General features: G+C 68.0%; 19 protein-coding genes. 14 read left to right on the top strand and 5 right to left on the bottom strand.

Translation table 11 applies throughout. The annotated features are described in order from the left end of the window. Window positions 1-45 precede the first annotated feature (45 nt). The 9 genes from ACIA12_RS11105 (at window position 46) to catC (ending at window position 6958) form a co-directional block, all read left to right on the top strand. Entirely contained in the window at window positions 46-468 is a 423-nt protein-coding gene (locus tag ACIA12_RS11105; protein WP_396366759.1) for a hypothetical protein, read from the top strand. A 3-nt stretch (window positions 469-471) separates the two neighbouring features. Next, window positions 472-1407, top strand: coding sequence for a hypothetical protein (locus ACIA12_RS11100; protein ID WP_396366758.1), 936 nt, complete (start codon window positions 472-474; stop codon window positions 1405-1407). Beyond that, a complete protein-coding gene (locus tag ACIA12_RS11095; protein ID WP_396366757.1) occupies window positions 1404-1688 on the top strand; it encodes an MmoB/DmpM family protein in 285 nt (94 codons plus the stop codon). The genes ACIA12_RS11100 and ACIA12_RS11095 overlap by 4 nt, the downstream gene beginning before the upstream one ends. A 2-nt stretch (window positions 1689-1690) precedes the next feature. After that, on the top strand, window positions 1691-3217 hold the full coding sequence (locus tag ACIA12_RS11090; RefSeq protein WP_396366756.1) for a phenol 2-monooxygenase: 1527 nt from the start codon (window positions 1691-1693) through the stop codon (window positions 3215-3217). A 3-nt stretch (window positions 3218-3220) separates the two neighbouring features. Beyond that, complete coding sequence (locus tag ACIA12_RS11085) at window positions 3221-3541, top strand: phenol hydroxylase subunit P4 (RefSeq protein ID WP_396366755.1); 321 nt, start codon at window positions 3221-3223, stop codon at window positions 3539-3541. 10 nt (window positions 3542-3551) lie between these two features. Beyond that, window positions 3552-4604, top strand: a complete 1053-nt coding sequence (locus ACIA12_RS11080) for a 2Fe-2S iron-sulfur cluster-binding protein (RefSeq protein ID WP_396366754.1) — start codon at window positions 3552-3554, stop codon at window positions 4602-4604. 16 nt (window positions 4605-4620) lie between these two features. Continuing rightward, window positions 4621-5724, top strand: coding sequence for a mandelate racemase/muconate lactonizing enzyme family protein (locus tag ACIA12_RS11075; protein WP_396366753.1), 1104 nt, complete (start codon window positions 4621-4623; stop codon window positions 5722-5724). A 36-nt stretch (window positions 5725-5760) separates the two neighbouring features. Further along, on the top strand, window positions 5761-6603 hold the full coding sequence (gene catA, locus ACIA12_RS11070; protein ID WP_396366752.1) for a catechol 1,2-dioxygenase: 843 nt from the start codon (window positions 5761-5763) through the stop codon (window positions 6601-6603). A 73-nt stretch (window positions 6604-6676) separates the two neighbouring features. Next, on the top strand, window positions 6677-6958 hold the full coding sequence (gene catC, locus ACIA12_RS11065; RefSeq protein WP_396366751.1) for a muconolactone Delta-isomerase: 282 nt from the start codon (window positions 6677-6679) through the stop codon (window positions 6956-6958). Here catC and ACIA12_RS11060 read toward each other — a convergent pair. Together ACIA12_RS11060 and ACIA12_RS11055 are read right to left on the bottom strand one after the other, a co-directional pair. Continuing rightward, window positions 6955-7770, bottom strand: a complete 816-nt coding sequence (locus tag ACIA12_RS11060; RefSeq protein WP_396366750.1) for an alpha/beta fold hydrolase — start codon at window positions 7768-7770, stop codon at window positions 6955-6957. The genes catC and ACIA12_RS11060 overlap by 4 nt on opposite strands. Window positions 7771-8133: 363 nt before the next feature. Further along, entirely contained in the window at window positions 8134-9603 is a 1470-nt protein-coding gene (locus tag ACIA12_RS11055) for a hypothetical protein (protein ID WP_396366749.1), read from the bottom strand. 196 nt (window positions 9604-9799) lie between these two features. Here ACIA12_RS11055 and ACIA12_RS11050 point away from each other — a divergent pair, with 196 nt between their 5' ends. The 3 genes from ACIA12_RS11050 to ACIA12_RS11040 all read left to right on the top strand — a co-directional run bounded on the left by ACIA12_RS11050 (window position 9800) and on the right by ACIA12_RS11040 (window position 12739). Beyond that, window positions 9800-10459 (top strand): hypothetical protein, encoded by a 660-nt coding sequence (locus tag ACIA12_RS11050; RefSeq protein ID WP_396366748.1) that lies wholly within the window; start codon window positions 9800-9802, stop codon window positions 10457-10459. Between the two features lie 126 nt (window positions 10460-10585). Next, entirely contained in the window at window positions 10586-12037 is a 1452-nt protein-coding gene (locus ACIA12_RS11045) for a PepSY-associated TM helix domain-containing protein (protein ID WP_396366747.1), read from the top strand. A 129-nt stretch (window positions 12038-12166) separates the two neighbouring features. Next, entirely contained in the window at window positions 12167-12739 is a 573-nt protein-coding gene (locus tag ACIA12_RS11040; protein ID WP_396366746.1) for a YbhB/YbcL family Raf kinase inhibitor-like protein, read from the top strand. A 51-nt stretch (window positions 12740-12790) separates the two neighbouring features. Here ACIA12_RS11040 and ACIA12_RS11035 read toward each other — a convergent pair whose 3' ends face one another. Both ACIA12_RS11035 and ACIA12_RS11030 read right to left on the bottom strand, forming a co-directional pair. Continuing rightward, window positions 12791-13222 (bottom strand): VOC family protein, encoded by a 432-nt coding sequence (locus tag ACIA12_RS11035; RefSeq protein ID WP_396366745.1) that lies wholly within the window; start codon window positions 13220-13222, stop codon window positions 12791-12793. 101 nt (window positions 13223-13323) lie between these two features. Next, a complete protein-coding gene (locus ACIA12_RS11030) occupies window positions 13324-13686 on the bottom strand; it encodes a nuclear transport factor 2 family protein (RefSeq protein ID WP_396366744.1) in 363 nt (120 codons plus the stop codon). Window positions 13687-13744: 58 nt separating this feature from the next. Between ACIA12_RS11030 and ACIA12_RS11025 the strand changes: the two genes are divergently transcribed. Then, window positions 13745-14617 carry an RNA polymerase subunit sigma-70 gene (locus tag ACIA12_RS11025; protein ID WP_396366743.1) on the top strand — a complete coding sequence of 291 codons (873 nt, stop codon included), beginning with the start codon at window positions 13745-13747 and terminating at the stop codon, window positions 14615-14617. Here ACIA12_RS11025 and ACIA12_RS11020 read toward each other — a convergent pair. Next, window positions 14614-15993 carry a S8 family peptidase gene (locus ACIA12_RS11020; RefSeq protein ID WP_396366742.1) on the bottom strand — a complete coding sequence of 460 codons (1380 nt, stop codon included), beginning with the start codon at window positions 15991-15993 and terminating at the stop codon, window positions 14614-14616. The genes ACIA12_RS11025 and ACIA12_RS11020 overlap by 4 nt on opposite strands. A gap of 56 nt (window positions 15994-16049) precedes the next feature. Here ACIA12_RS11020 and ACIA12_RS11015 point away from each other — a divergent pair, with 56 nt between their 5' ends. After that, complete coding sequence (locus tag ACIA12_RS11015) at window positions 16050-18698, top strand: CHAT domain-containing protein (protein ID WP_396366741.1); 2649 nt, start codon at window positions 16050-16052, stop codon at window positions 18696-18698. The last annotated feature ends 4 nt before the right edge of the window (window positions 18699-18702 follow it).

Here is an 18702-nt window from a genome sequence, read left to right as displayed (position 1 = left end):
TGACTTTTTAGGTATTTCCCTTGTCCTGCTGGGGAGTCGAGACTCATGAGCATGACGCCGTTCATGCTCAGTGTTCAGGCACTTCTCGACGGTGAGCCCGCGCCGGCCACCGGGGTCGAGGACAGCGTGCCGATGCCGATTCCGGTCGCGACGGACACCCAGGTGATCGTCCGTTCGCTGGCCGAGCAGCTGGTCAGCGAGGCCAACGCGATCCTGCGCCCGCGGGGTGACGTGATCGACCTGGTCGATCAGGTCGGGCCGGGCGAGCTGACCTTCACGATGACCTACCACGACCGGGCGGCCCGGGTGCGGACTGTGATGTCCGGCCACTCCGCGCTCGTCAGCCTCGACGTATCCAACCAGCCGGACCGGCCGAGCCAGCCACGGCGGCTGAGTAGTGAGGACGAGCTGCAGGGGCTTGTTCTCAGTCTGATCGAGCCGCATCCGCACGCCGACCGTCAGGAGTGATCCGTGCAGTACGAGTTGCGCTACAACGTCATCGAACCCAAGCGGAACAGCTACCAGAACGTCATCGACCGGCTCGGTGACCAGCCGGCCACCCGGTACCAGGAGGCGACGCTCGACGTCGAGCCGCGGGAGAACTTCCACTACCGGCCGACCTGGATCCAGGACCGCGAGCTGTACGACCCGCGTTACACCGCACTCCAGCTGACCGATCCCTACACCTACGCCGATCCCCGCGGTTTCTACTACACGCCGTACGTGACAAACCGGGCCGCGTTGCACGACGAGTTCGGCAAGACCCTCGGCTACCTGGAGGGACGCGACCTGCTCGGCCGGATGCCCGAGGCGTGGCGCGAGGTCCTGGCCACAGTCGTCATCCCCCTGCGGCACTACGAGTCCGGCGCTCAACTGGTGACGGTCGCCGGAGCACGCTTCGCCTACGGTACGTCGATCGAGCAGTGCTGCACCTTCGCCGCGTTCGACCGGATCGGCAATGCGCAGATGCTGTCGCGGGTCGGTATCGCCCTGGGCGCCGGCGCTGGGGGAGTCCTGACCACTGCGAAGCAGGACTGGCTCAACGGCGAGCACCTGCAACCGTTGCGGCGGCTAGTCGAGGAGATCATGATCGTCGACGACTGGGCCGAGGGCCTGCTGGCGATCGACCACATCGACGCGCTGATCTATCCCTTGCTGTACACGGGTCTCGACGAGCAGGCACTGCTCACTGGCGCCGGGGCGTACTCGCTGTTCGCCCAGCACCTCAGCACCTGGTACGCCGATCAGCGCAAGTGGCTCGACGCCCTTATCACCGCCTGGTCCACGGACCCCGACCACGGCACGGCCAACGCCGAGCACCTCACCCGCATCGCCGGCACCTGGCAACCAAAAGCCCAGGAAGCTGTCGCGGCACTAGCCACGAAGCTGGACGGAGTACAGGCATGACTACGACGCTGCGCCAGGTCGGTATCGACCTCCAGGACGCCGAGGAGAACCGGCCGCTGGTCGACGCGATCAAGGCCGACAACCCCGAGCTGACCATCCGGCATCTGCCCGGCCTGCTCAAGCTCCAGTCGGCCGGACGGATCGTGATCAACCGCGAGACCGTCGAGAGGCAACTCGGCCGTGACTGGGACACCGGTGAGTTCCAGCTGGCGATCGTCTCGTACGCCGGCAACTTCACCGAGTGGGACGACGACCAGATCATCGTGAGTTGGGAGCACTGACCATGACCGAAGCCATCACCCGCCCGAAGAAGCTCCCACTGAAGGAGCGCTACGCGCTGCTCACCCGCGACCTCGACTGGGAGCCGAGCTACGTCAGCAAGGAGAAGCTCTTCCCGCACACGTCGTACGAGGGCATCAAGATCCACGACTGGGACGGCTGGCAGGACCCCTTCCGGCTGACCGTTGACGCCTACTACAAGTACCAGGCCGAGAAGGACAAGCGCCTGTACGCCGTACTCGACAGCTTCGCGCAGAGCCAGGGACATCTCGGGTTGTCGGACGCGTCGTACCTGAACTCGATCAAGCTCTTCATCCAAGGTGTCACCCCGCTCGAGTACGCCGCGCACCGGCACTTCGCCTACCTGGCGCGCTACCTGGAGGGGCCGGCGCCGCGGTTCGCCGCTCTGTGCCAGAGCGTCGACGAGCTGCGGCACTGCCAGACGCAGATCCACACGATCAGCAACTACAACAAGTACTACGGCGGCTTCCACAGCTGGTCGAAGATGCACGACCGGGTCTGGTACCTGTCGGTGCCGAAGTCACTGTTCGACGACGCGATGACGGCCGGGCCGTTCGAATTCCTGATCTCGATCTCGTTCAGCTTCGAGTACCTGCTGACCAACCTGCTGTTCGTGCCGTTCATGAGCGGCGCCAGCTTCAACGGGGACATGCCGACGATGTCGTTCGGGTTCTCGGCGCAGTCGGACGAGAGCCGGCACATGACGCTGGGCCTGGAGGCGATCAAGTTCCTGCTGGAGCAGGACGAGGGCAACGTGCCGATCATCCAGGACTGGATCGACAAGTGGTTCTGGCGGGCGTACCGGATGTCGGCTCTGGTCGCCGCGATGATGGATTACATGCTTCCGAAGCCGGTGATGAGCTGGAAGGAAGCGTTCGAGCTGTACTTCGAGGACCAGATGCTGGGCGGGCTGTTCCCGGATCTGGAGTTCTACGGCATCCGGCCGCCGAAGCATGTGGAACAGGCGATCGCGGAGAAGGAGCACCTGTCCCACCAGGTCTACAAGATCCTGCACAACTTCAGCTTCGCCGCGTCGTTCACCACCCAGACGCCGACCGAAGAGCACTCCAAGTGGCTCGCCGAGCAGTACCCGGAGACCTATCCGCAGCAGTACCAGCCGGTCTGGGACAAGCACGCGAAGATCGAGGCGAACGGTGGCCGGGTGTTCTTCCAGGGGTTGCCGCAACTGTGTCAGGTCTGCCAGATCCCGATGGCGTTCACCGAGACCGCCGATCCGGCCGCGATCTCGTTCCGGCGCAGCGAGTTCCGCGACGAGACCTTCCACACCTGCTCCGACGGGTGCCAGTGGATCTTCGAGCGCGAACCGGAGAAGTACGTCCAGGCGTGGCTGCCGGTGCATCAGATCTACCAGGGCAACTGCGGCGGTCCGAGCGTGCCGGAGGTGCTCGAGTGGTACGGCATCCAGGACGGCGACGCCGGTGAGTACCGCGGGTCGCCGGACGCGAAGTCGTGGGCCGAATGGCACTCCAGCGCGACGAAGGAGGCATGAGCGATGCCCGTGAAAGCCTTGTACGACTACGAGTTCCCGTCGGCCGACCGGCAGGAGCTGTTCGGCGACGACCAGCTCGTCTACGTGCACTGGGACGGCAATCCGCTGTTCTGCTCGGCGGCCTGCTTCCGGGTACCGCGGGCGATGCCGTTCGGTGAGTTCGTCGCCGGGATGGTCGCGCCCTGGGCCGGGTCGGATCCCGACTTCGATGCCGCGGCGACTCTGGACTGGCGGCTGTTCGACGAGCCGCTGAGCGCCGTACCGGATGCGTCCCTGACCGATCTCGGGATCGGTCACAAGGCGCTGTTGCACTTCACCGTCTGAGGCGGCGGAGATGAGTGACGAGACGTTCACGGTGACCATCGAGCCGATCGGTGCCGAGATCAAGTGTCGTGCCGACCAGACCGTCCTCGATGCCTGTCTGCGCGAAGGAGTGTGGCTGCCGCACGCGTGCACGCACGGGACCTGCGGTACCTGCAAGGCGCAGCTGCTGGAGGGCGACCTGGATCTCGGCGATGCTTCGCCGTACGCGCTGATGGAGAGCGAGCGTGACGAGGGAGCCGCGCTGCTCTGCGTGGCCAAGCCGCGCAGCGATGTGACCATCGAGGGAGAGGTGGATGTCGACGATGGCGTCGAGATCCACCCGGTACGTGACTACGCCGGCCGGGTTGTCGAGCTGGCCGAGGTGAGCGCCGGCGTACGGCGGCTGCGGGTGGCCCTGTCGGAGCCCATTCCGTTCAACCCTGGGCAGTACGTGCTGCTCCGGACGCCTGACGGTGAGACCCGGCCGTATTCGCTGGCCGGTCTGCCTGGCGACACGATCGAGTTGCACGTCAAGCGATCGGCGGACGGGCTGGCGACGGACGGGTGGATCTTCAAGGACCTGGCCGTCGGCGACACCGTGTCGGTCTCCGGACCGTACGGGCAGTTCTTCCTCCGGCCGGCCCGGGACGAACCGGTGCTGCTGCTGGCCGGCGGGACCGGGCTCGCGCCGATGAAGGCGATCCTTCAGCACCTGGAGCGGACTGGTTGCTTCCGGCAAGTAGTCCTCTACCACGGTGTGCCGACCGTTGACGACCTCTACGAGCACGACTGGTTGCAGCAGTTCGCGGCGTCCCACGAATGGTTCTCCTATCGGCCCGCGGTGTCGCGGGAGCAATATGGGGGACGCAGTGGGCGGGTGCCGGCTCTGGTTGCGGAGGACTATCCGCGGGCGGCCGGGCACGTGGCGTACCTGTGCGGCAGTCCTGAGTTCGTCGCCGACTCGATGAAGGCCTTGATGAAGGCCCGGCTGTTCCCGCGCGACATCTACCGGGAGGACTTCTTCGACTCCGCCGACCGGGCCTCGGGACGCAACGTCGTCCGCAGTCCGCTGATCAGGCGATGATCATGGGAGAACAACCGTGAAGATCACCAGGGTCGAAGCGATCCCGTTCGCCATCCCTTACCGCAAACCGCTGCGGTTCGCGTCGGGTGAGGTGACTGAGGCAGCGCATGTGCTGGTCCGCGTCCACACCGACGACGGGTTGGTGGGCGTTGCGGAGGCGCCGCCACGGCCCTTCACCTATGGCGAGACGCAGGCCTCGATCGTCGCGGCCGTCTGCGGGCTGTTCGCCGAGCAGCTCGTCGGGCTGTCGCCGCTGGAGCGCGAGCAGGTCCGGGTCCGGCTGGCTCGTACGGTCGGCAATCCGACGGCCAAGGCCGCGATCGACATGGCTTTGTGGGACATCATCGGGCAGTCACTCGGGGTGTCGGTCACCGAGCTGCTCGGCGGGTATGGCGATCGGATGCGAGTGGCGCACATGGTCGGGTTCGCCGAACCGGCCGAGATGGTCGCCGAGGCCGGGCGGGTGCGGGAGCAGTACGGGATCAGCACCTTCAAGGTGAAGGTGGGCCGGCGGCCGATCCACCTGGACGTCGCCGCCTGCCGGGCGTTGCGCGAGGCGATGCCGGACGCCGAGCTCTACATCGACGGGAACCGTGGCTGGACCGCGGCCGAGGCAGCGCGGGCGCTGCGGGCGATGGCCGACCTCGACCTGCTCTTCGCCGAGGAGCTGTGCCCGGCCGACGACGTCCTCGGACGGCGATGGCTGGTCGGGCAGAGCGGCATTCCGATGTACGCCGACGAGAGCGTGCCGACGCCAGGCGACGTGACCCGGGAGCTGCTCGGCGGCTCGGCGACCGGGGTCAGCATCAAGACCGCGCGTACCGGCTTCACCGGGTCGCACCGGGTGCTCGCCCAGTGCGAGGGGCTCGGCGTGGAAGTTGTGATGGGCAACCAGATCGACGGGCAGCTCGGATCGCTCTGCAGCCTGGCCTTCGGCGCCGCCTTCGAGGCGACGTCACGGCAGGCGGGGGAGTTGTCGAACTTCCTCGACATGGCCGACGACCTCCTGACCGAGCCGCTGGAGATCCGCGGCGGCCTGCTCCGGGTCCGGGAAGCGCCCGGGCTCGGCATCGACATCGACGCGAGCAAGCTCGCGCACTACCGGACCGACCGTGCCTGACCTCGGGACGGCACCCGCCAGAGAAGGGAAAACACCATGACTACGACCGAGGAGTCGGCCACCGCGGCCGCCACCGGCGCATCCGCGACCGAGCGGTTCCGCGCCGACAAGACCGCCGTCGCCGACACGCCGCCGGAACGGGTGAGCAAGCTGGCCAGGGAGGTCCTGGCGGCAGTACACGCGACGATCCGCGCCAACCAGGTCAGCTATGCGGAGTACGACGCCTTGAAGGCGTGGCTGATCCAGGTCGGTGCGGATGGCGAGTGGCCGCTGTTCCTGGACGTGTTCCTCGAGAACGTCGTCGAGGAGGTCGCGAGTGCCGACCGGGAAGGCAGCAAGGGCACGATCGAGGGCCCGTTCTACGCTCCCGGCGCGCCGGAACTGCCTGCGGAGGCGACCCTGCCGATGCGTGCCGACGAACCGGGCACCCCGCTCACCTTCCACGGCCAGGTCCGGTCGGCCGATGGTACGCCGCTGGCCGGGGCGAGGGTGGACATCTGGCACTGCGACGATGCCGGGTACTACGCGCAGTTCGCACCCGGGCTGCCCGAATGGAACCTGCGGGGCGTGATCACGGCCGACGACCAGGGCGGTTTCCGGATCCATACGATCCAGCCGTCGCCGTACCAGATCCCCACCGACGGTGCGACCGGCGCACTCATCCGGGCCGCGAACTGGCACGCGTGGCGCCCGGCCCACCTGCACCTCAAGGTCTCTGCACCGGGCCACCAACTGGTCACCACCCAGCTGTACTTCCCCGGCGACCCCCACAACGAGGACGACATCGCCTCAGCCGTCAAGCCCGAACTGATGCTCGACCCGAAGCCGGCCGGCAACGGCATCGACGTCGAGTACGACTTCGTCCTGGCCCCGTCCTGACCCACACCTGATCGCCATCCCGTCGTCCCGTCGCCTCGGCCGGGGCGGCGGGACCTCTCGGTGAGGAGACACCATGTTGTTCGCGGTGACCATGCGAGTGAGCCTGCCGGCCGACCTGGATCCGGCGGTGCGGGACGACACGCTCGCGCTGGAGAAGGCGTACAGCCAGGAGCTGCAACGAGCCGGCAAGTGGCCGCATATCTGGCGGATCGCCGGGCAGTACGCCAACCTCAGCATCTTCGAGGTCGACTCCATCGACGAACTCCACCAGCTGCTCTGGGACCTCCCGCTTTTCAATTACATGAAGCTGGAGATCCAGCCTCTGGCGAAGCACCCCTCAGACATCGCTGGTTAGGCGGTGCTCTCCAGTGCGGCGGCCGGCCAGTTGCTGAGGATCGCGGCGACTCGGTCCGGCGCTTCGATCGGGGCCAGGTGGGCTACATCGTCGAGGATCGTGAGCCGCGCGCCAGGTACCGCGTTGACGATCCGCTGCGCATCGGCGACCGGTGTGGCCACGTCGTCCCGCCCGGCGATCAACGCCAGCGGCCGGTCGATCCGCGGCAACCTCTGCCGCAGATCGAACTCGGCCAGCGCCTCACATGCCAGCGCATAGCTCTCGTCGTCAACCGCCCGCAACGCGTCGATCAAGGCCTCGACCGCCGCCGGCTCACGGTCAGCGAACCCAGGCGAGAACCACCGCTCCCGTGACCCCTTCACCACCGCTTCCGTCCCTTCGGCCCGTACCAGGGCCGCACGCTCGCGCCACATCCGGGGCGCTCCGAACCGGGCGCTCGTACAGGCCAAGGTCGCCGCGCTCACCCGATCCGGATGGTCGACCAGCAGTACCAGCCCAACTGCCCCGCCCAGCGAATCACCGGCGTACCGAAACGCCCCCGGCCCCCAGAGCTCGTTGACCCCGGCAACAACCTGCGCCGCCAACTCCTCGACGGTGAACGGCGCCGTCGCAGGCACACCACTCCGGTGCCCCGGCAGTTCCCAGCCCAGTACGTCGAATCGCCCACCGAGCCTGTCCGCGCACGCCCCCCACAGCGCCTCGACACTCGTCCCCAAACTGGGCCCGACAACCAGAAGCTCTCCGCCGGTCCGGGGCGCCCCGACCCACCCAAGCCCAGCAACCGTCCGCCGCACCTCAGCCATCAAAGCCATACCTGAGGCTAAGTCCCCAGCTATGTCACAAACAAAGACCAGTCCGGTCCGATTCGATAGCTATCGAGTCCTAATCCGTAGAGGCGCTCAGCGGTTGGACGGCGGGTTGGGCCGCCCGCGAAACCCCCACGCCAGCCGCCCCGCTCGCTCCTGCGTCGCTCTCTCCGCGCCTGGCTCCCACCCGCCCTTTTGGCGAGCGTGTGGGGTGGGTCATTGGCTGGTGCTCCTCACGCTCGGGTGGCTCCCCAAGCCGGCCGCTACGCCCGGTCCTTCGTCGCTCGCTCGCGCCGGTTGAGCTGGGCGGTTGCTCCAGGCGCGACGCATCAGTGTTGGGTCAGATGCGATGGTGGCCGACCAAAGCGGCTAGTGGTTGTCCTGGTCGCGGGTGAAGGCCGACTCGTCGAACCACAGGCCGGGATCGGTACGCCGCGCCAGTTCGTCAAGGGCGGCGGCTGAACCGCGGAAAAGCTGCGGGTCCACCGGGATCGCGCAGCCGTTGATGCCAAAGACCACGGTTGGGCTATCCGTGCGCATCACCCCGGCCACCTCTTGCCAGCGGATCTCGTGGACGCCGTCCTCGTCGCGCAATGCGAGTCCCTGCTCGGTCTGCACCAGCACCAGCGAGCGAGCGTCCTTGAAGAAGGTCCTAGCTGCGAGGGACGGCTTGTAGACCTTCCCCGCCGGCAGTTCGGGAACGAGCCGGCAGTGCGTCTCGGGACGGAACCCGTGCGCTTTCCAGACGTTCAGTACCTCCTGCTCGGCATATCCGATCGCCGAAGGAAGGGCGTCATGCAGTACTGCAGCGATGTCCGCCGGGTGTACCTGCTTGGCCAGCACTAGGTCAGTCGGTGCCGACGGCGGGTCACCCATCAACTCGTGCATCGCGGCGCCGAACGCCGAAGCCAGCTCTCTGTCGGTGGTGGCAAGGTCCTCCTCCAGACGGGCAACCGCCAGCGCCAACTCTTCTTCGCTGGGGCCATGGGCGGCGAGGTCGGTCAGGGCCTCTGCCACTGCCTGAGCAACCGGTTCCTCAGTGCCTTCGCGGGCTTCGGCAAAGATGACGAAGTCCCTACCCACGACCTGGCTGTCGACGACGTAGCTGTGTCCAGCGACGTGGCGACACTGCTCCTCGATCCTGTTCTCCAGCACACTCATCGCCAGTCTGGGCACGCGTGCAGCGTCACCTGGTGGCACAGTGAGCAGTACTGCGGCTCCAGGGATGCCGTACCCCACCGCTGACGGTCCATCCTGCAACCGTCCGCGCGGGTACTCCCTGGTAGGCGTGGGCCCTTGCGGCAGCTTCAGCTCCAGCCCGTCCGGCAGCGGACCGCTCACCTGCAGTACTGCGTTGCCAGGCACGAACCACTTCTGTGCGAAGGAGGTGACGTGCTCGGCCGTCAGGCCGTCGTACCCCGCACCGTCCAGCCAGGCCAGCCCCGGACCGGCAGCGCCGTACCGGACGAACAGCAGGAACGCGGCCATCGGATGCGCCACCCATCCGTTCTCGGCGGCCAGTACCCCGGCCTCGACCGCAAGCCGATCCACCGGCGGGTCGGCCAGCGCGGCGCAGAGCCGGTTCAGGAACTCGCCGACCCGCGCGGGCGATCCGGACGCCGCGAAGGTGGTCGTCATCAGATCGACCTCGGCCTCGACCTGGATCGGCAACTGGCGCACTGTGCTCATCACCAGATGCTCGACGGTGTGCGCGACCCCGACGGTGCGCAGCGTCTCGTCCCGGGCTCCGACCGCGAAGGTCAGGGTGGCGTCTGTGTGTTCCTGTGGATCCCGGTGCCGCAGCAGCCGCACGCCATCGACATGCTCCGTTTTGATCACCGGCGAACTGTACTGCCAGCTGGGACACGGTCATGAGCGCCGCCTCGATCGTTTGCGAAGACCCCGCCATCAGGCAATGCAGGTGGCTGGGGGAAGAGTTCCTGATCTGGTTGTGGGACTTGCCACAGGCGGGGGAGCCGGTTCGGGCTCTAGACAAGTGCGATCGGCGGATGCGGGATGTCACGATGTTCGGAGCATGGGTGATCAGGGGTGGTCTCGGGTAGCGCGGGCGGCGTTGTTTGCTGTCGTTTGTGTGCTGCTTACTGCGCTTGGGCACGTGCTGATGTCCGGTGCGTCGCTGCCTTGGTGGGCGGTTGGTGGGGCGTTTGTCGGGGTCTGGAGCTGCGGCTGGCGGTTGGCTGCGTGCGAACGGGATGTTGTCTCGGTGACGGCGATCGCGGTTGCCACGCAGGCAGTTCTGCACGTTGGCTTCACCATCGCAGAGATGATCGGCTCGGCTGGTGCCGTGCATTCGCAGATGGTGATGCCGGATATGAGTCCGGTCGCTCACAACCACGGGATGACGCACGCCCACGAGATGGCGCACAGCCAGGGGATGGGGCACGGCGGTGGGCTGGCGCTTGGGTCGATGTTGGGGATGTTTGCTGCCCACCTTGTGGTGGCGCTGCTGAGTGGGCTTTGGCTGGCGTACGGGGAACGCGCGGTCTTCAGTGCCGTCCGGTACGCCGCGCAGTGGGTCCGGGCGTCGTTGACGCTGGTGAACCGGGTGTCCGCGCCGCTGGGACTGCCTCGAATCCGGCCGAGCCGGACGTTCCGGGTCCGGACCATGCGACAGCTGCGGCTGGTCCACGCGATCGTCTCCCGGGGTCCTCCCGCTGGGGTCGCTGTCGGTTGACAGCTCGACCCACCCGGCGCTGAGCCCCCTGTGGCCGCGCCGGGTACGGCCATGCCTGCCCGGCGGCCGTAAAGCGATCGGATCCGGCCGGACCGCCCGTCGGATCGTGGATTCCTGGAGAAGCAGATGCAACGTAGTGGTGATGTGGCAACGAAGGTCGGCGGCTCGCAAAGGGGACCGGAGCAACGAGCTGCCGGCGAGAAACGAGCTGCCGGCGCCAAGGGAGCCGGGCTGTTCCGGGCCTTCTGGCGATGGCATTTCTATGCGAGTTTCCTGGTCATTCCAGTGGTGCTGGTGCTGGCGGTGACCGGTTTGATCTACCTGTTCCGGTTCCAGCTCGAGCCGGCTCTGCATCCCGATCTGATGAAGGTGCAGCAGCCGGCCGGCTTGCGGGCTCAGCAGTACGACGCTCAGCTGGCCGCGGTGCAGAAAGCGTTTCCGGACGCGACCGTGCTGTCGATGACCGAGCCGTCCGGCCCTGACCGATCGACAGTCTTCTCCGTGGAGGCCGCGGACGGTGCCACCCGGGACGTGTTCGTAGATCCGTACCAGGGCCAGGTACTGGGGTCGCTGGATCCGGACTCGACGCTGTCGGGTGGCGCGATCCTGTTGCACGGCGAGTTGATGGCCGGTCGCTGGGGTGACGCGGTCATCGAGATCGGTGCCTGCTGGGCGCTGGTGATGGCGATCACCGGGTACTACCTGTTCGCCCGCGGACGGGTCGCCCGCGCGCGACGACGTACAGCCGAGGCAGCGGGCGCCGTGCTCCGGTCGCGGCACGCGCTGACGGGGTCGGTACTGGGGATCGGCCTGCTGTTCCTGATTGTGTCGGGTCTGCCGTGGACGGGTTTCTGGGGCGCGAAGGTGCAGCAGTTCGCAACCAGCCAGGGGAGTTCGATGTGGGGCGAGGATCCCGGCGCGCTGTCGAATCCGACGTCGACCCTGGACGAGTCGCTGCCGCACAGCCACGCGGTGCCCTGGGCACTGGGGGAGTCGAAGGTGCCGAAGTCGGATCCGAACCAGGACAGGCGTTCGGTGGCCACCATCGACACCGCGGTGACGGTCGGCGTCCAGAACGGTCTGGCGCGGCCGTTGACGATCGCACTGCCCGCCGGCGAGGAGGGCGTGTACTCCGTGATCGGGTACGCCTTTCAGAACCCGGCCAAGGAGCGGACGCTGCACGTCGACCAGTTCGGTGGGCAGGTGGTCTCGACGTACGGCTACCACGACTATCCCTTGCTGGCCAAGACGGTCGCGCAAGGGATCGCGCTGCATGAGGGCCGGCGTCTGGGGACCGCGAACATGGTTCTCACCACAGCGTTCTGCCTGGGGGTGATCTTCATGTGCGTCTCCGGCCCGCTGATGTGGTGGCGCCGACGCCCGAAGTCGGCCGGCGCTGTCGGTGCGCCGCGGGGCCGGTTGCCCTTGAAGGCGACGCCGGTGCTCGCGGTCCTCGTGATCGCACTGGCCCTGTTCCTGCCGATGTTCGGGATCACGCTCGTACTCGCCCTGCTGCTCGACCAGCTGGTGATCCGCCGAACCCCGAGACTGCGCGCCTGGCTCAACACCACCGACTGAAACCCGACCCAGCAACGGCGCCTGCCGACGCCGCCGGACATCGCTCACGATGTTCGGCGGTGCCGGCTGCCGCAGAAGGTTGACGATCGGTAAGGGGCGGATGGCGTCGGGGCTGGTTAGCGTGGTTCCATGCCTCGAGCCAAGCTGCCGATTGTCGTTGCGTTGCTGATGATCGGAGCCGTCGGCTGCTCGAAGGAGCCGTCCACCGGCAGCGAGCTGCCACCCGATGACGGCAAGTTCGCCGTACTACGGGGCGCCGGGTTCCACGACGATGGCAGCTTTGATCCGCGGATGACCTGCGACGGTGCCGGGGACTACTCGCCACCCTTGGTGTTCCGGCACGTGCCCGCCGGAGCCGTCGAGTTGGTGTTGTCGATGGTGGATGACGACAAGCCGAGCGCGACGGGCGATCCGCTGATCCATTGGGTCGAATGGAAGATCCCCCCGAACTCGGCCGGGCTCCCGGAGCACACCAAGCCGGACGAAGCCCGCGAGGCGCTCAGCGACCTGGGCGAGGCGACCTACAACGGCCCCTGCCCACCCGCCGGGCAAACCCATCACTACCGCTTCACACTGCTGGCTCTGTCCAAGCCGATCGACCTCCCCTACGGATCACCTGCCCGCAAGGTCCTCGCGGCCGCCAAGCCGTCGGTGATCGGCAGCGCGACCGTCGTCGCCACCTACGAGCGGACCAAGGCTTAGCTCGCGCCGACCGCTCAGGGCCGCTGGCGGTTGCGCTGTACACCACGAGAGTCAGTTGGTGGCGATGGTGGTGCGGGCTTCGAGGATTTCCAGGTAGTGGGGGTTGTGCATGATGCCGAGGACGTTGCCGAAGGGGTCGATGACGGCGGCGGTGGTGAAGTTGCTGTCGCCGTGGGAGGTGATGGGGGTGTATTCCTTGGCGCCCATCGAGAGGAGTTTCTCGAAGGTGGCCTGCAGGTTGTCCACGTGCCAGTGCATGACGGCGCCGCCGGGCGTGTTCGAGGCGCCCGGCGGCGCGTACTTGCGGTCGATGAACCCGAGTTCGTCTTCGTCGTCGCCGATCCGGAACTCGAAGTACGCGGGCGGAGCCGGCGTGGGCGGGAACTGGAAGTAGGCCTGCTGGCCGAGTAGTTCGGCGTACCAGTCGCGCGCGGCGGCGAGGTCGTCGGCGTAGAAGCTGATGGTGGCGAATCCTCGGAACATCGGGCTCTCCCTGGGTCTTCGAGATGGTCGTCCACCTCGTTGACCACCAGCATGCCTGGCAAAGTGCTCATCCAGTGATCACTTTGATCAGGACTATCAATCTAGGTGTTCTGAGCAGCGCGGGCCTGTTCGAAGGGGAGCCGGTCGAAGATGATGCGGAGGTCGACGATCTTGCCGTCGCGGACGGTGTGGAGTTCGGCGCCGGGGGCGTCGGGGACCGGGTGGGTGCTGGTGCCGTAGATCAGCACCGCGGTCGTGTCGTCGCCGTACGACGCGAGCAACTCGGCCTTGAGCAGGATCCGGGAGAACGGTTCCATGAAGGCGCGGAACGCGTCGGCGCCCTCCAGCCGGCCGGCCGGCGCGTGGCAGACGATGTCGTCGGCGAGATACGTCATCGCCTGGTCGAAGTCATGGCCGGTCCACGCCTCGAAATAGGCGAGGACGGTCTCCAATGGTGTTGTCATACTGAGGTAGACACCACGGCCGGGGCGATCGGAACGGTCGGGCTGGCACGATGTGGGGATGCAGAGCTTCGAGGAGCTGATCGCGCCGTACCGGCGTGAGCTGCATCTGCACTGCTACCGGATGCTCGGCTCGTTCACCGACGCCGACGACCTGCTGCAGGAGACGTTGCTGGCCGCCTGGCGCGGGCTGCCCGACTTCGACGAACGTTCGTCGCTGCGTACCTGGCTGTACAAGATCGCCACCAATCGCTGCCTCAACGCGATCCGGGACAGCAAGCGCCGCCCGCCGCCCGAGCCGCTGCCGCCGTTCGATCCGCCCGAGCCGACCAGCCGCTGTGACGTCACCTGGCTGCAGCCGTACCCCGACGCCTTGCTGGACGATCACCTGATCAAGCGCGAGCACATCGAGCTCGCTTTCATCACCGCACTCCAGCGGATGCCCCGGCGGCAGGCGGCCGCCTTGATCCTGGTCGACGTACTCGACTTCTCGACCAAGGAAGCGGCCGGCCTGCTGGACACGACGCCGACCGCCGTCAAAGGCGCTCTCCAACGCGCCCGCGCCTCGCTGCACAGCCCTCCTCCTCCGCGCGACACCGAGACCGAACGCAAAGTCGCCCGCCGCTTCGCCGAGGCCTTCGCCGCCGACGACATCACCACCATCAAGACCCTGCTCACCGACGACGCCTGGCTGGCCATGCCGCCGGCACCACACCAGTACTACGGCCCGCCGGCAATCGCCGCGTTCCTCGAGGCCAGCGCCGGCGGGCGCACCTCGGCGGCCCTCGAGTTGGAGCCAGACGGGGCCAACCGGCTGCCGGCGTACCGGTGCTACTTCGTGAACGGATCCGATCGCCGCGACACCGGACAAGTAGTCCTGACTGTCAGCGACGACCGGATCAGCTCGATCACCCGTTTCCTGAACCCCGCCTAGTCGGGGAGGAGGACAGCGCCTACACCAGGTTGCGCGTTCAGTTGCCCCTCCTTGATGAGCGCCGCGGCCGCGTCGCGGCCGTTCTCGCCGGTGCGGCTCATCCGGGCAGCGACCAGGCCGGCGACGATCGGCGTACTGAAGGACGTGCCGCTCCACCTGGCCATCCCGTAGAACCGCTCCACCCGCGGCGCCTGCCCCGGGACCACATGCGGCGGTTCGTGGTACTCGTAGCTGCCGACCGGGAACGCGTTGACGAGATCCTGACCCGGCGCATAGAGGTCCACCCAGCCACCGAAGTTGCTGAACGGCGCCCGGCCCTGCCAGCTGGTGGACAGCGCGCCGACCGAGACACTGAACGGCGACGCGGCCGGCCAGAACGGCTTCCGGCTCGAGTCATTGCCTGCCGCAACGATCAGGGCGACGCCCTTGTGGTGGCTCAGCCGCAGTTCGTCGAACACCCGGAAGCTGAGCAGCCCGGTCGCGTCATAGGCATGCGTACCGGCCGACATGCTGATGATGTCGGGGAAGTCCTCGTTCAGCACGGCGTCGAGCGCCTGGACGAGATCGGACTCCAGCGCCGAGCCGCCGAAGTTCAGTACGCCCCGGACGTGCACCTCGGCCCGTGGCGCGACGCAGCGCACGAGTCCGGCGATGAAGGTCCCATGCCCCGCGTACTTGTTCAGGGTGTCGCCGGCCTGGGCGTAGTCGGCGTCACCCGCGACGCCCTCCAGCCACTGGCTGCGCTGCGGCGCCGTCGCGTCGAACCCGGTGTCGACCACGACGACCTTCACCCCGTCGCCGGCCCCGCGATCCGGCGTGTAGCCGGGGTAGGGGGAACTGACGGCCGGTACCGGTTCGGGCTCGGTCGCGGGACATCCGGCACCGTTGCCACACAGCGGGACGACATGGTTCAGCGCGGCGCTGTCCCGGCCGGCTCCGTTGACCTGGACCGCCCGTCCGTTGATGGTCGGCCGACCGCCAGCGGTGACGGCTTCCAGCACGTCGATCGTGTCGTAGTCGACCTCCGCCGACAGCCGGACGAGCCGCAGACCCGCCAGTACAGGCTCGATGAACCGGCTGTACGGCCGGCCCTCGGCCGCGTCCGCGTCGGCCCGCGCCTGCTCGTCCTCGGAGGGGAACACCCCCAGTTGCACGAGGATGTCGCGCACCTCGTCGAAGTACTCCTGCCGGACGAGCAGTGCGCCTTCCTCATAAAGGAACTCCGTCTCAGCGGCACCGGTTCCGATCCCGACCCGCCACCGCGACTTGCCCCGTCCGGCGCCATAACTCTCCTGAATGGCGCGGCGCTGCTCGGTCCACGGCGTCTCGGGAACATCCTTCGGACCGGCAGCCGCCGAACCCTCGTCTTCCTGCATTACCCCTCCAGATCTCGCCCTGCAGTTTCTGTGCCATGCAACCTAGACTCGTCCCCGTGTCAGTTGCCAATGGCGACCCCCGTAAAGGCCGTCAGCATGCTCCTGACGGACTGCTTCCGCTTGCCGTGGCCCGGCCGGCCGAAGCCTTCGCGGCGGCCGACAGGTTGCTCGAGCAGTCGCTGGATCCGCGGACCGCGTCGATCGCGCACCAGGTGAAGGGCATCGTGCTGCGCGACTCCGGGCGAGCGACCGAGGCCATTGCGGAGCTTCGCCGAGCGGTTCGCCTGGCGGGCAGGTCCGGCGATTCGGAGCGGACCGCTGACGTCGAGGCCACGCTCGGGCTCACCCTGGGGCTGGCCGGCCGCGTGGCGGAGGGACTCACGGCTCTGGACCATGCCGTTGCGCTCAGCAATGGGATTCACAGTGGTCGCGTCCTCACGCGCAGGGGCTACCTGTTGCGGGTGCTCGGCCGGTACGACGAAGCGCTCGCCGACCTTCGCCGGGCAGTCAAGGTACTGCGCGCGGGGGGCGACCGGATCTGGGAGGCGCGCTCGCGCACCCATCGTTTCCTCGTGTACGCCGCTCTCGGACAGGCGACCCGGGCTGACCGCGACCTGGTGATCGCCGAGCAACTGCTGACTGCCGAGGGGCAGGATCTGGAGTCGGCGATGGCGGTCCACAACCGGGCCGAGCTGGCTTATCAGCGGGGCGACCTGCCGGAGGCGCTCGGATTTCTCGACGAAGCGGCGGCTCGCTATGCGGCCCTGGAGACGTCCTGGCCGAGCTTGGCCATCGACCGTTCGGCGGTGCTGCTCGCCGCGGGGTTGGCGGGCGAAGCTCTGGCCAGCGCGGAGGAGGCGCTGGCCAATGAGACCGGCAACGGGACTGCGACGGCTGATCTGCTCTTCGCGGCGGCGCAGGCTGCCCAGGCGGCGGGACAGCCCGCTCTGGCGGGGGAACGGGCAGCGGCGGCGGCTGAACTTTTCCGTCGGCAGGGGCGGAAGAGTTGGCAGGCTCGGGCGTCGTTCGTCGTACTGCAGTCGCGGTACGACGCTGGGCAGCGTGGTGCGCGGTTGAGCACGCAGGCTGGTCGGGTTGCTGATCAGCTTGATGAGTTGCACTCGGCTGAGGCGGCGTCCGCGCATCTGTTCGCTGGTCGGCTGGCGGCTGAGGTCGGTCGGCGGGAGGATGCGGATCGGCACCTTGCCACTGCCGCTCGATTCCGCCGGCGCGGGCCTGCGTACGGTCATGCGGCGGGATGGCTCGCGGAGGCTTTGCGCGCGGAGGGGCGAGGTGCCACCGCTGCGACGCTGATTGCCTGTCGACGGGGGTTGCAGGCTGCTGGGGATCACCAGCGCTCGCTGGCGGCGCCTGAGTTGCGCGCGCATGCGGCGGCGTACGGGACCGAACTCGCGGCTCTCGCCCAGCGGCACGCCGTACGCCGAGGTGACGCGCGCATGTTGCTGCGGTGGAGCGAACTCTGGCGAGCCGGCGCGCTGGCCGTGCCGCCGGTCCACGGACCAGACGATCGCGAACTCGCCGAGGAACTGGCCGCCCTCCGCAACGTCACCTCCCGCCTCGACGAGGCCGACCCAGGTCCTGCCACCGACCGCCTCCGCGCCGACCGCACCCGCCTCGAATCCGCCATCCGCTCCAGAACCCGCCGCCTCGCCGCCCGCCCAGCTACCTCTCCAACAACTTCTGGGAAAGATCTGGCGGGGTTGTTGAGTGGGTTGGGGGAGCATCGGTTGGTTGAGCTCACTGAGGTCGATGGGGAGCTGTTCGCGATCACCGTGGTCGGGCGGCGGGTGCGGATGCATCGGGTCGGCTCGGTGGCCGCGGCTGTCCGGGAGATCGAGCTGGCCAGGTTCATGCTGCGTCGATTGGCGCGAGGTCGACCGCCTGCCCGTGCTTTGGAAGCCCTCGAAACCGCCGGCCGACGATTGCAGCAAGTCCTCCTCGGCCCAGCCGCCGATGATCTGCACCGAGCCAACCCAAGCGGAGGCGGCCCGAGCGGACCCATCGTCGTCGTTCCCACTGCTCGGTTGCAGTCGGCGCCGTGGGCGATGTTGCCGGCGTTGGGTGCGGTCGCGGTGACGGTGGCGCCCTCCGCCGCGTTGTGGCTGAAAGCAGGCCGTACGAAGGCCCCGTCGCGCCGCCGGGTGGCGCTGGTCGTCGGCCCGGGCCTCGACGGCAGCGGCAGCGAACTCGAACTGATCAACAAGGGCTACCCCGACGCGGTCACCCTGCTCGACGAGAGCGCGACCGCCGAGGCTGCCCTGGCCGCGCTCGACGGCGCCTGGACCGCGCACATCGCTGCCCACGGCATCTTCCGCACCGACAACCCGCTCTTCTCCGCCTTCACCCTGCACGACGGCCCACTGACCCTCTACGATCTCGGTCGCCTGCGCCGCGCCCCCCAGAGACTCGTCCTGTCCAGCTGCGAATCCGGCGTCGCAGCCGCCGTCGGCGCGGACGAGCTCCTCGGCGTCGTCTCCGCGCTGGTCCCGCTCGGCACGGCCAGCCTGCTCGCGAGCGTCGTACCGGTCAACGACGCCGCCACCGCAGGCCTGATGGTCGACTTCCACGAACACCTGCGCGGCGGAGCTTCCTTCGGTACTGCGTTGCGCGCCGTCCGGGCGAGCATCGCCGACGACCCGGTCATGCTCGCCACCGCGTTGTCCTTCGTCGCCCTCGGGTGCTGACAGC

This window comes from Kribbella sp. NPDC051620, from assembly GCF_044453825.1.
Taxonomy (GTDB): domain Bacteria; phylum Actinomycetota; class Actinomycetes; order Propionibacteriales; family Kribbellaceae; genus Kribbella.
The sequence above is the reverse complement of the archived record's forward strand: the minus strand, read 5'-3'. Positions and strand labels throughout refer to the sequence as shown.

What these genes read in the sequence shown, in the direction of transcription:
- ACIA12_RS11105 (WP_396366759.1), top strand. Translation starts at nt 46, where the DNA reads ATGAGCATGACGCCGTTCATGCTCAGTGTTCAGGCACTTCTCGACGGT.
- ACIA12_RS11095 (WP_396366757.1), top strand. Translation starts at nt 1,404, where the DNA reads ATGACTACGACGCTGCGCCAGGTCGGTATCGACCTCCAGGACGCCGAG.
- ACIA12_RS11090 (WP_396366756.1), top strand. Translation starts at nt 1,691, where the DNA reads ATGACCGAAGCCATCACCCGCCCGAAGAAGCTCCCACTGAAGGAGCGC.
- ACIA12_RS11085 (WP_396366755.1), top strand. Translation starts at nt 3,221, where the DNA reads ATGCCCGTGAAAGCCTTGTACGACTACGAGTTCCCGTCGGCCGACCGG.
- ACIA12_RS11080 (WP_396366754.1), top strand. Translation starts at nt 3,552, where the DNA reads ATGAGTGACGAGACGTTCACGGTGACCATCGAGCCGATCGGTGCCGAG.
- catA (WP_396366752.1), top strand. Translation starts at nt 5,761, where the DNA reads ATGACTACGACCGAGGAGTCGGCCACCGCGGCCGCCACCGGCGCATCC.
- catC (WP_396366751.1), top strand. Translation starts at nt 6,677, where the DNA reads ATGTTGTTCGCGGTGACCATGCGAGTGAGCCTGCCGGCCGACCTGGAT.
- ACIA12_RS11060 (WP_396366750.1), bottom strand. Translation starts at nt 7,770, where the DNA reads ATGGCTTTGATGGCTGAGGTGCGGCGGACGGTTGCTGGGCTTGGGTGG.
- ACIA12_RS11050 (WP_396366748.1), top strand. Translation starts at nt 9,800, where the DNA reads ATGGGTGATCAGGGGTGGTCTCGGGTAGCGCGGGCGGCGTTGTTTGCT.
- ACIA12_RS11045 (WP_396366747.1), top strand. Translation starts at nt 10,586, where the DNA reads ATGCAACGTAGTGGTGATGTGGCAACGAAGGTCGGCGGCTCGCAAAGG.
- ACIA12_RS11040 (WP_396366746.1), top strand. Translation starts at nt 12,167, where the DNA reads ATGCCTCGAGCCAAGCTGCCGATTGTCGTTGCGTTGCTGATGATCGGA.
- ACIA12_RS11035 (WP_396366745.1), bottom strand. Translation starts at nt 13,222, where the DNA reads ATGTTCCGAGGATTCGCCACCATCAGCTTCTACGCCGACGACCTCGCC.
- ACIA12_RS11030 (WP_396366744.1), bottom strand. Translation starts at nt 13,686, where the DNA reads ATGACAACACCATTGGAGACCGTCCTCGCCTATTTCGAGGCGTGGACC.
- ACIA12_RS11025 (WP_396366743.1), top strand. Translation starts at nt 13,745, where the DNA reads ATGCAGAGCTTCGAGGAGCTGATCGCGCCGTACCGGCGTGAGCTGCAT.
- ACIA12_RS11020 (WP_396366742.1), bottom strand. Translation starts at nt 15,993, where the DNA reads ATGCAGGAAGACGAGGGTTCGGCGGCTGCCGGTCCGAAGGATGTTCCC.